Genomic DNA, 10,327 nt, shown 5'->3' with positions numbered 1-10,327 from the left:
GGCGCGCGGGCGCGCAGCCGCGCGGCGGGAAGCAGCAGGCCGGTGGCCGGCGCGCGCAGGGCGGCGCCAAGGCGCGGGGCGGGAAGCAGGGCGGGGGCGGAAAGGGCCGCCGCCGCGGGCGCTGAGGGCGGCCGCGCATCCTCCGCCCCCTCGACAGGCTCGGGGCGAGCGGAATGTCGAGGAATCGGGCGGGCCGGCTCAGGCCGGCGGCGTCCACTCGCCCCGGAGCGCGCGCAGGAACCGGCGCGCGCCCTCCAGGCCGCCCTCGCCGGGCCCCGCCGCGTGGGTGGGCGCGTCCCCGCGCGGCACCAGGCGGGCGCCGCCGTCCTCCTCGAACGCGACCGCCAGGCCGCGGGCGCCCAGGGCGCGGAAGAACGGCTCCCACCCGCACCGCCCGGCCGTCTCGCCGTGGCCGGCGAGGGCCGGCGCGCCGTCGCGCAGGGCAGGGGACAGGTGGGCGCGACCGGCCCGGTGCAGGATCTCGCCGTGATCGGCGGTGACGGTGGCGGGCATGCGGGTGACCTCCACCGCCATCTCGCCGCAGCCGGCCGTCGCGCGCAACCCGCCGGTCGGGGTGCGGGCGCCCGCCCGGCGCGCTAATCACATCCGGTGACCATCGCCCAGGGCGTCCTCGTGACCGCCGCCTCCGCCGCCGCCGGCCTGGTGAACGCCGTCGCCGGCGGGGGCACGCTGCTCACCTTCCCCGCGCTGATGCTCGCCGGCCTCTCCCCGGTGACCGCGAACGCCACCAGCACGGTGGCGCTCTGGCCGGGTCAGATCTCCTCGGTGTGGGCCTACCGGCGCCACCTCGACGAGGAGCGGCACCGCGCCATCGTGCTCGGGTTGCCGGCGCTGCTCGGGGGCGCGCTCGGCTCGGTGCTGCTGCTGGCGCTGCCGGAGAAGGCGTTCGCGGCGGTGGTGCCGTGGCTCATCCTGTTCGCCTGCGCGCTGCTCGCGCTCCAGGGGCCCATCCGCCGCGCGGTGGGGCACCAGGTCGCCGGGAACCACCCGGTGGCGCTCTGGATGATCCAGTTCCTCATCTCGGTGTACGGCGGCTACTTCGGCGCCGGGATCGGGATCCTGATGCTGGCGGCCATGGGCATCCTGCTGCCGTCCAGCCTGCAGCACGCGAACGCGCTCAAGGTGCTGTTCGCGCTGCTCACGAACGGCGTGGCCTGCGTGCTGTTCCTGGCGTGGGGGAAGGTGGACCCGCCGCTCGCCGCGCTCATGGCGGTCGCGTCGCTGGTGGGCGGCTGGGTGGGCGCGCACGTGGCGCAGCGCCTCCCGCCGGCGGGGATGAAGGCGTTCGCCATCGCGATCGGGCTGTTCGCGGCGGCGAAGTTCTTCTGGTAGCCGCGGCGCCCGGGCCCGCGCCCCGCGGGACGCGGCGGGCGGGCGGGCCTCGGGCCGCGGCGCCGGGCTACGGCCTCGCGCTCGCGGAGGCCGCGCCGGAGAAGTGGATGAGCGCCTCGAGCGCGTTGGTGGTGGTGAGCAGCCCCTCCAGGTCGCCCTGCGCGTTCACCACGATGACGCCGTTCAGCTTGCGGTCGTGGAGCAGGCGCGCGGCCTCGGCCAGCGGCGTGTCCGGGTGGACCGTGTGCGGCGCCGGGTTCATCGCGGCGCGGACCGGGGTCTTGGAGAGCAGGTAGTGCAGCTCCCACTGGTCGAGGGTGGTCGCCTTCGCCGGCATGTAGCCGAACAGCATCTTCTCCGTCACCAGCCCGACCAGGCGCCCCTGCCGCATCACCGGCAGCCGCCGGATGTTCTTCTCCTTGAGCAGGTGGATCGCCTCGATCACCGAGGCCTCGTCCTCGATGGTGATCGGGTTCTTCGTCATCCAGTCGCCGACCGTGAGCTTCGCGTCCGCCATGATCACATCCCCAGGAAGGCCTTCTTGACGTGGGCGTTGTCGAGCAGCTCCGCGCCCGTTCCGGAGAGTACCACCCGTCCCGTCTCCAGCACGTACGCGCGCGTGGAGATGCGGAGCGACTGGTAGACGTTCTGCTCCACCAGCAGGATCGTGGTCCCCTGGCGGTTGATCTCCTTGATGATCTCGAAGATGCTCTTCACCAGCAGCGGAGACAGGCCCAGCGAGGGCTCGTCCAGCAGCAGCAGCTTCGGGTTGGCCATCAGGCCGCGCGCGATGGCGAGCATCTGCTGCTCGCCGCCGGACATGGTGCCGCCGAGCTGCTTCTGGCGCTCCTTCAGGCGCGGGAACAGCGTGAAGGCCCGCTCGATGTTGCGCTCGCGGTCCTTGCGCGTCGCCTTCACGAACGAGCCCATGCGCAGGTTCTCGACCACCGTCATCTCCGGGAAGATGCGGCGGCCCTCCGGCACCTGCACGACGCCCAGCTCCACCACCTCGTGCGAGGCCAGCTTGCGCAGGTCCTGGCCGAGGAAGGTGAGGTGGCCGTGGCCCGGCTTCACCAGGCGCGAGACGTTGTTGAGGATGGTGGACTTCCCGGCGCCGTTCGCGCCGACCACCGTGACGATCTCGCCCTGCTTCACCTCCAGGTCCACGTCCCAGAGGACCTTCAGGTCGCCGTAGGCGAAGGACAGCTTCTCGAGCTTCAGCATCACTCCACCTCCTCGCCCAGGTAGGCGGAGACCACGTCCTTGTTGTTCACGATCTCCTGCGGCGCGCCCTCGGCCAGCTTCTCGCCGGAGTTGAGGACCACGATGCGATCCGAGATGCGCATGATGGCCTTCATGTCGTGCTCGATGACCATCTGCGTGAGGCCGCCCTTCCGGAGCTCGAGGATGAGCTGGATGATCTCCTCGGACTCGGCCGGGTTGAGGCCGCCCATCACCTCGTCGAGCAGCAGCAGCTCGGGCTTGGTGGCGAGGACGCGGGCCACCTCGAGCTTCTTGCGCTCGCCGATGGGGAGCCCGCCGGCCAGGAAGTCCTCCTTGTGCTCGAGCTTGACGACGTGCAGCTGCTCCAGCGCCACCTGCCGCGCGACCTTCAGGCTGGTGGTGCGCGCCAGCGCCCCCACCATCACGTTGTCGAGCACCGTCATCTTCGCGAGCGGCCGCACCTTCTGCCAGGTGCGCACCATGCCCAGGTGGCACACCTGGTTCGGCTGCAGGCCATTCATCCGCACGCCCTTGAACAGCACCTCGCCCTTGGACGGTGGGTAGAAGCCGGTGATGCAGTTGAACAGCGTGGTCTTGCCGGCGCCGTTCGGGCCGATGAGGCCCATGATCATCCCCTGCTCCATCGAGAAGGAGACGTCGGAGTTGGCGGCGAGGCCGCCGAAGAACTTGGAGACGTGCTTGATGTCGAGGATCGCCATGGCGGTCTCCGTCTCCTAGGCCTTGGCCGCGGCGGTGGGGGGGACGTCCTGCGGCCGGCGGCCCCAGCGCGCCGCGGCGCGCCGGATGACGCCGAGCACGCCCTCGGGCGCGAACAGGATCACGAGCACCACCAGGATGCCGTACACGAGCAGGTGGGCGTTCGAGAGGTACCGCTCCACGAACGTCACGAAGCCGGAGTCGGCCGAGAGGACGCCGACCTGCACCAGGCCCTTCGGGTTGCGCAGGATCTCGGAGAGCGGCACCAGCACCACCGCGCCGATCACCGGGCCGACGATGGTCCCGATGCCGCCGATGATGCAGAGCAGGACGATCTGCACCGACACGTCCAGGCCGAACACGGTGTTCGGGTCGATGAACTTCACGAACATGGCGTAGAAGCCGCCGGCCAGCGCGGTGAACGCGGCCGAGATGGAGAGCGCCACGTTCTTGTAGAAGGACAGGTTGATGCCGAGCGAGTGCGCGGCGTCCTGGTCCTCCCGGATGGCCTGGAAGTAGTAGCCGAGCTTCGAGTGCTGGACGACCCAGTTGACCGCCACGGCCACGACCGCCAGGCCCAGGCCCACGAAGTAGAAGGGCCGCTTGCCGATGAACAGGATCTCCTCGCCGAAGAGGTTCATCGTCGGGATCTCGCCGAGCAGGAAGCCCTCGGCCCCGCGGGTGAAGTCCTTGAAGTACAGGGTGGCGAGCCGGATGATCTCGGCGACCGAGATCGAGGCGAGCACGAAGTAGGGCCCGCGCAGCCGGAAGGTGATGCTGCCGATCACGAGCGACAGCAGCACCGCCGCCGCCATGGCCGCCCACACGCCCCACCACGGCGCGATCTTGTTCACCTCGAGCAGCATCATGGTGACGTAGGCGCCCACGCCGAAGTACGCGGCGTGGCCCACCGAGTACTGCCCGGCGTAGCCGCCCACCACGTTCCAGGCCTGCCCCTGGATGACCGCCAGGAACAGCAGCACGCCCATGTGCAGCACGTAGGGCTTCTTGACGAACTGCGGGAAGATCGCGAGCGCGGCGACCACCGCCACGAACACGAGGAGGCCCACCACCGAGAAGCCGCGGGGGGCGCGCGAGGGGAGGGGAACCTGGAGTCGGGTGCGCATCGGATCAGGCCCTCGTCTTGCCGAGCAGGCCGGCGGGCTTGAAGAGGAGCAGGGCGAGGAACAGCACGAAGGTGACCAGCTCCTTCAGCCCGGACGCGATGTAGACGGCGGACAGCGACTCGGCCACGCCGATGATGATGCCGCCCAGCGTGGCGCCGACCACGCTGCCCATGCCGCCGAGCACCACGATCACGAACGCCTTCAGGGTGAAGGTGCTGCCCACCTGCGGGAAGATGTAGTAGGTCGGCGAGATGAGCGCGCCGGCGGTGCCGGCCAGCGCCGAGCCGATCCCGAACGCCAGCACCGACATGCGCCGCACGTTGATGCCCATGAGCTGGGCCGCGTCGCGGTCCTGCGCCGTGGCGCGGATCGCCTGGCCGGTGTCGGTCTTGAGCAGGAACCAGTAGAGCGCGCCGGTGATCGCCACCGTGATGAGGAACGCGTAGAGCAGCGGCTGCGAGATCGACAGGCCGGCCAGCTTGTAGCTGGAGGACGAGTAGGTGGTGGTCAGGATCCGGTAGTCGGAGGTGAAGATCAGCATCACCGTGTTCGACATGATCAGGCCGAGCCCGATGGTGAGCAGGATTTGGTTCTGCGGCAGCGCGCCGAGCACCCGGTTCACGAAGGACTTCTGCAGGAACGCGCCCCACAGGAACATCGCGGGCGCGACCAGCACGATCGACAGGAACGGGTCCAGGTGGAGCCCGGTGAAGGCGAGCCAGGCGAGGTACATGCCGAGCATGAGCAGCTCGCCGTGCGCGAAGTTCGTCACGCGCATCACGCCGAAGATCAACGTGAGCCCGATCCCGATGAGCGCGTAGACGCCGCCCACGAGCAGGCCGCTCAGCACCGACTGCAAGAACACGATCATCGAGGCTCCTCCGCTGGACGCTTCTGGCGCCCGCGCGCCGGCAGCGCGCCGTGCATCTCCGGCTCGACGGGGCCCGTCAGGGTACCCGAAGCCGAGTTGGGACTTCAACGATCGACGGTGCGCCGGGGCCGGAAAAAGAAGAGCCGGGGGGCGGTCGCGCCGCCCCCCGGCTCGTAGTGCCTTCACGCTGCGCGCGCGTCCGCGCGCGGTTCTACTTCCAGCCCGGGAACGGGTAGACGGCCTTCTTCTGCGCCGCCTCCTTCGGGTAGACGGTCTCCGACTTGCCGCCCTGGTACTGGATCACCGGCATGACGAGCTTGTTCTGGTTGGTGAAGCCCTCGTACGTCTCGAAGTCCACCTTGCCCATGATGCCGGTCCACGAGCCGTTCGCGAGCGCGTCGCGGATCTTCTTCCGGTCGCCGCCGTTCTTCGCGGCGGTCTCGCCGACGATCATCATCGCCGCGTAGGCGCAGGCCGCGTGGTAGGTCGGCTTCTTGCCGTACTTCGCCTTGTAGCGATCGGCGAACGCGGTGGCGGCCTTGGAGGACTCGGGCGTCCACTGGGTGACCGAGTAGACCAGGTTGGAGATGTCCTTCTCGCCCTCGAACTGCGCGGTGTCGAAGCCGGCGCCGCCGCCCAGGAACGCCTGGGGCTTCAGGCCCACCTCGCGCGACTGCCGCATGAGCAGGATCGCGTCGGCGACGTAGGAGACCATGAAGACGAGGTCGGGGTTCTGCGCCTTGATCTTGGTGAGCGTGGAGCGGTAGTCGGGCGCGCCCTTCTGGTAGGCCTCGTCCGCCACCATCTTCAGGCCCTTCTTCTGCGCGTAGTCCTTGCCGGCGCTGGCGACCGACGCGCCGAAGTCGGTGGACTCGTAGATGAACGCGATCGACTTCGGCTTGCCGAACGCCAGCGCCGCGTCGATGAGCGACTGCGCGTACTGGTGCGCCGGGGCGTTCAGGCGGAACACCCAGTCGTAGCCCTGCTTGGTGATCTCCTCCTTCGCGGCGGCCGGCACGACCTGCGGCACCTTGTACTGCTGGGCCAGCTTCGCGACGGCGTTCGCGGTGGCGGAGGTGTAGGGCCCGACCACGGCGGCGACCTCGTCGCCGGTGGCGAGCTGCTCCATGGCGCTCATCGCCACCTGCGGCTTGCCGGTGTCGTCCTGCTTCACCAGCGCCACGTTCACGCCCTGCTTCTTGAGATCCTCGACGGCCATGTCCACGCCGTTGGTGAGGTTCTCGCCGATGGGCGCCTCGGGGCCGGTGATGGAGTTGATGAAGCCGATCTTCACCTGCGCGCTGCCGGTGCCGGGCAGCGCGAGGGCGAGCGCGGCCACGGCCATCGCGAGCTTCTTCGTCATGATTCGCTCCTTGGTGAAGGGTGCGCTGAAAACACGAAGGGCGCCCGGGCGTCGCCCGGGCGCCCCTCGAGGAGAAGCTAGAACTTCAGCTGCGAGGAGACCGCGATCTGGGTCGCCTTCTGATCGGCGCCGACCAGGTACTTGGTCTCGACCTGCATCGCCTCCACGCCGAACCGCCAGAACTTGCCCGCGTTCACGAGCACGCCACCGGCCAGCTGGGTGTTCTCGTAGCGGGTGGCCGCCTGGTTGCCCGCGGCGACGAACCCGAGCAGGTCGCCGTCGTCCATCTTCGACTGGCCGTAGCCGATGGTCAGCCACAGCTGCGGGAGGGGCTTCAGGATGCCCTGCGCCCAGAAGCCGTCACCCTTCACCTTGGCGTACGGCGGGTCCACCTGGACCGTCGGCGCGCCGATGGTGTTGTAGGTGTCGTCGGCGCCCTCGCCCGTGTAGTACTCGCCCTTCACCTGGAGGAACTGGGTCAGGTTGAGGTCGGCGTCCACGCCGAGCATCCAGCCGTCCACGTCCTTCTGGTCCGGCGTGCCGTAGTTGTAGCGGCGGGTCTGCATGTGGTAGCCGACGCCGACCGTGCCGCTGATGTCCGGGGCCGCCTTCACGCTGACGGCGCCGCGGGCCTCGAAGTTCGGGGTGCGGGAGCGGTTGCCGTAGCCGTTGTCCACCGGGGTGCCGGCGTCGGCGGGCGACAGCATGGCGGCGGCGAGGCTCAGGCCCACCGCGTCGAACTGGCCGTTGTACGCCAGCCGGATCTGCGGCGAGCGGCGCCAGATGTTGCCGGCCTGCCAGAACAGCGGGTCGGCGACCCACGCCAGCGACTCGGCGAACAGCGGGTTCACCAGGCCGTACTCCTGGCCGGCGAGGACCGACCAGTTGCCGTACGGCGTCTTCCAGGTCGCGGTCATCGCCGCCAGGCGGAGCCGCATCAGGCCGTTGTACCAGGTGGTGCTCGTCTGCGGCGCCACGCCGGCGTGACCCCCCTTGAAGTCGAACTCGACCACGCCGGTGAGCGCGGCGCCGGTCCAGTTGTCACCGGAGACGGCGAGTCGCATGCCGACGCGCGACTGGCGCGCGCTCATGAGGAAGGCGCCGCCCTCGTTGATCCCGGCCCGCTGCGCCTGGCCCGGGTAGTCCTTGTTCACGAGCGTGTTGCCGTCCCAGTACGCGTTGAGGAGCACGAAGCCGTACGGCGTGACCTTGATGGTCTCCTCGGCGGGCTTCGCGGCCGGGGCAGGCGCAGCCGCCGGGGCGGCCTCCGCAGGCTTTGCGGCCTCGGTCGCCTGAGCGAGCGTCGCCAGAGGCAGCGACAGGGCGAGGGCTGCCACGAACAGCTTCTTCAGAGCCTTCATGCAGTTCCTCCAGAAATCGGAGCGCGGGTGTGTCCGGACGAATCGAGTTGCAGCCCGGACGGGTGGGAATTTCCTACCACATCAGACAGACAGCCGAGCGCAGAATTGTTGTCCCGGTCGGCAAATCTTGCACCCGCGCAGGCACTGCGCGTTCGTGCCGCACTTCGTCAAGTGCCGGATTTTGCAGAAAGACGGCCCCCGCTAACGGCGGAGGGCGATCACCGTCACCGCATCGCCACCCTCGTGCCGGTCGCCGGCACGGAAGGCTCCCACGTAAGGGGATGCGGCAAGGTGATCGCGGAGCGCCTGCTTGAGCGCGCCGGTGCCGTGGCCGTGCAGCACCACGCACTCGGCTTCACCGTCGGAGTACATGCGGTCGAGGAAGCGATCGACCTCGCGCAGCAGCTCCTCCACGCGCAGGCCGCGCGCGTCGAGGCGGCGCTCGGCGCTCACCGGCGCGTCCGGCCGCGCCGCGCTCGCCGCCGCGAGCTTCTCGCCGCGCGTGCGCGCCAGCCCCGCGTCGCGCGCCTTGCCGGCGAGCGCGAGCAGGTCCTTCACCGGCCGGCGGATCTTGAGCGGCCCGGCCCGCACCAGCGCGTCCTTGCCGTCCACCTCCACCACCTCGCCCTCCTGCCCGAGCGACAGGATCCGCACGCGCGCGCCCGGCTTCAGCTCGCCGCCGGGCAGCGCCTCCGGGCCCGCCTCGGCGCGGGCGCGCGTCGCCTCGGCGGCCTGCGAGACGGTGGCGTGCCACGCGTCGAGCCGCGCCTTCGACTCGGCCGCCTTCTTCACGCTCGGCCGGGCCTGCAGCTCGGCCATGAGGTCGGCCACCTCGGCGCGCGCCGCCTCGAGCTCCTCGGCCAGGGCCGCGCCCATGCGCGCGCCCGCGTCGCGCTCCGCCCGGCGCGCCGCCTCCTCCGCCGCCCGCGCGCGCTCCTCGGCCTTGCGGGCCGCCTCGCGCGCCTCCTCCGCGCCGCGCCGCTCGGCCGCGAGCCGGCCGCGCTCCTCGTCGAGCGCGCGGAGCGCCTCGCCCAGCGCGCCGCCCTGGCCGTGCCGCGCCGCGCGCGCCCGCTCCACCACCGCGGCCGGCAGCCCGACCCGCGCCGCGACCTCGATGGCCGACGAGCTGCCCGGCGCGCCGAGGTGCACCTGGTACGTCGGCACCAGCCGCTCCGCGTCGAAGCCGACGCGGGCGTTGCCGTAGCGCGCGTCGGTGAGCGCGAGCGCCTTCAGCTCGTCGAGGTGGGTGGTGACGAGCACGGTGGCCCCGCGCTCCACCAGCGCCTCCAGGATCGCCGCGGCGAGCGCGGCGCCCTCGCGCGGATCGGTGTCGGCGGCGATCTCGTCCACCAGGATGAGCGAGCCCGGCACCGCGCCGGCCAGCATGTCCTTCACCGCGGCGAGGTGCGCGGTGAACGTGGACAGGTCCTTGGTGAGGTCGCCGCGCTCGTCCACCGCCGCCTTCACCTCCAGGTAGAACGGGAGGCGCGAGCCCTCCGCGGCGGCCACCGGCAGGCCGGCCCGCAGCATGAGCGCGGAGAGGCCCACCGCCGTGATGGCCACCGTCTTCCCGCCGCCGTTCGGGCCGGACACGATGAGCGCGCGCTGCGGGGGCGAGAGGCGCACGTGGCTCGCCACCACCTTCTTGGCCTGCAGCACGAGCAGGGGGTGGCGGAGCGAGAGCAGCTCGAAGCCGGCCGGCTCCGGGCCCACCTCGGGCGCGTGCGCGTCGAGGTCCGAGGCGAGCCGCGCCTCCGCCTCGAGCAGGTCGAGGCCGGCCAGCAGCTGGAGGTCGCGCGCCAGCGCGCCGGCGCCGGCGGTGAGCGCCTGCGACAGCTCGCGCAGGATGCGCTGCTCCTCCTCGGCCGCCATGGCGTTCGCGATGGACAGCTCGTTGCCGAGCTCCACCATCGAGTCCGGCTCCACGAACAGCGTCTGGCCGGACTGCGAGGCGTTGTGGACGATGCCCGGGACCTGCCCGCGCGCGCTCGCCAGCACCGGGAGCACGTAGCGGTCGTTGCGGATGGTGAAGTACCGGTCGCGCAGGTGGCGCTGCATGTCGCCGTCGTCGAGCAGCGCCTCGACCTGGGCCTTGAGCGCGCGGTGCAGCCCGCGGGCGCGCTCCCGCGCCGCGGCCAGCGCCGGGCTGGCCCGGTCGGAGATGGAGCCGTCCGGCTCGATGGCGCGCTCGATGCGATCCGCCACCGCCGCGGTCGGGGAGAGCGCCCCGGCGAGCGCCCACAGGCGCGGGAGCTCGGCCGCGCGCGGCTCCAGCGTGGTCCGGGTGCGGGCGGCGGCGCGGGCGAGCCCG

At 71.3% G+C, this 10,327-nt stretch carries 10 protein-coding genes; 1 reads left to right on the top strand and 9 read right to left on the bottom strand.

Going from position 1 to position 10,327, the window contains the following annotated elements:
* Window positions 1-198: 198 nt before the first annotated feature.
* The gene (locus PSR1_RS18115; protein WP_059438848.1) at window positions 199-513 is read right to left on the bottom strand and encodes a hypothetical protein; all 315 of its coding nucleotides are present in this window, start codon (window positions 511-513) and stop codon (window positions 199-201) included.
* A 96-nt stretch (window positions 514-609) separates the two neighbouring features.
* Between PSR1_RS18115 and PSR1_RS18110 the strand changes: the two genes are divergently transcribed.
* The gene (locus tag PSR1_RS18110; RefSeq protein ID WP_059438847.1) at window positions 610-1,353 is read left to right on the top strand and encodes a sulfite exporter TauE/SafE family protein; all 744 of its coding nucleotides are present in this window, start codon (window positions 610-612) and stop codon (window positions 1,351-1,353) included.
* A 67-nt stretch (window positions 1,354-1,420) separates the two neighbouring features.
* On the opposite strand, the gene PSR1_RS18105 is transcribed toward PSR1_RS18110, so the two are convergent.
* The 8 genes from PSR1_RS18105 to PSR1_RS18070 form a co-directional block, all read right to left on the bottom strand.
* Window positions 1,421-1,870 (bottom strand): CBS domain-containing protein, encoded by a 450-nt coding sequence (locus tag PSR1_RS18105; protein WP_059438846.1) that lies wholly within the window; start codon window positions 1,868-1,870, stop codon window positions 1,421-1,423.
* 2 nt (window positions 1,871-1,872) lie between these two features.
* On the bottom strand, window positions 1,873-2,577 hold the full coding sequence (locus PSR1_RS18100) for an ABC transporter ATP-binding protein (RefSeq protein WP_059438845.1): 705 nt from the start codon (window positions 2,575-2,577) through the stop codon (window positions 1,873-1,875).
* Window positions 2,577-3,296: an ABC transporter ATP-binding protein gene (locus PSR1_RS18095; RefSeq protein ID WP_059438844.1), complete on the bottom strand. Its 720-nt coding sequence runs from the start codon at window positions 3,294-3,296 to the stop codon at window positions 2,577-2,579. Before PSR1_RS18095 ends, PSR1_RS18100 begins: the two co-directional genes overlap by 1 nt.
* 15 nt (window positions 3,297-3,311) lie before the next feature.
* Window positions 3,312-4,421: a branched-chain amino acid ABC transporter permease gene (locus tag PSR1_RS18090; RefSeq protein WP_059438843.1), complete on the bottom strand. Its 1,110-nt coding sequence runs from the start codon at window positions 4,419-4,421 to the stop codon at window positions 3,312-3,314.
* A 4-nt stretch (window positions 4,422-4,425) separates the two neighbouring features.
* On the bottom strand, window positions 4,426-5,292 hold the full coding sequence (locus PSR1_RS18085; protein WP_059438842.1) for a branched-chain amino acid ABC transporter permease: 867 nt from the start codon (window positions 5,290-5,292) through the stop codon (window positions 4,426-4,428).
* Between the two features lie 211 nt (window positions 5,293-5,503).
* Complete coding sequence (locus PSR1_RS18080; protein WP_059438841.1) at window positions 5,504-6,655, bottom strand: ABC transporter substrate-binding protein; 1,152 nt, start codon at window positions 6,653-6,655, stop codon at window positions 5,504-5,506.
* A gap of 77 nt (window positions 6,656-6,732) precedes the next feature.
* Entirely contained in the window at window positions 6,733-8,016 is a 1,284-nt protein-coding gene (locus PSR1_RS18075; protein WP_059438840.1) for a hypothetical protein, read from the bottom strand.
* Window positions 8,017-8,217: 201 nt separating this feature from the next.
* On the bottom strand, window positions 8,218-10,327 hold a 2,110-nt coding region (locus PSR1_RS18070; protein WP_059438839.1), incomplete at its 5' end, for a Smr/MutS family protein.

Origin of the sequence: Anaeromyxobacter sp. PSR-1 (assembly GCF_000964525.1) — a bacterium.
GTDB lineage: Bacteria > Myxococcota > Myxococcia > Myxococcales > Anaeromyxobacteraceae > Anaeromyxobacter.
The sequence above is the reverse complement of the archived record's forward strand: the minus strand, read 5'-3'. Positions and strand labels throughout refer to the sequence as shown.

What these genes read in the sequence shown, in the direction of transcription:
- PSR1_RS18075 (WP_059438840.1), bottom strand. Translation starts at nt 8,016, where the DNA reads ATGAAGGCTCTGAAGAAGCTGTTCGTGGCAGCCCTCGCCCTGTCGCTG.
- PSR1_RS18095 (WP_059438844.1), bottom strand. Translation starts at nt 3,296, where the DNA reads ATGGCGATCCTCGACATCAAGCACGTCTCCAAGTTCTTCGGCGGCCTC.
- PSR1_RS18105 (WP_059438846.1), bottom strand. Translation starts at nt 1,870, where the DNA reads ATGGCGGACGCGAAGCTCACGGTCGGCGACTGGATGACGAAGAACCCG.
- PSR1_RS18100 (WP_059438845.1), bottom strand. Translation starts at nt 2,577, where the DNA reads ATGCTGAAGCTCGAGAAGCTGTCCTTCGCCTACGGCGACCTGAAGGTC.
- PSR1_RS18090 (WP_059438843.1), bottom strand. Translation starts at nt 4,421, where the DNA reads ATGCGCACCCGACTCCAGGTTCCCCTCCCCTCGCGCGCCCCCCGCGGC.
- PSR1_RS18080 (WP_059438841.1), bottom strand. Translation starts at nt 6,655, where the DNA reads ATGACGAAGAAGCTCGCGATGGCCGTGGCCGCGCTCGCCCTCGCGCTG.
- PSR1_RS18115 (WP_059438848.1), bottom strand. Translation starts at nt 513, where the DNA reads ATGCCCGCCACCGTCACCGCCGATCACGGCGAGATCCTGCACCGGGCC.
- PSR1_RS18085 (WP_059438842.1), bottom strand. Translation starts at nt 5,292, where the DNA reads ATGATCGTGTTCTTGCAGTCGGTGCTGAGCGGCCTGCTCGTGGGCGGC.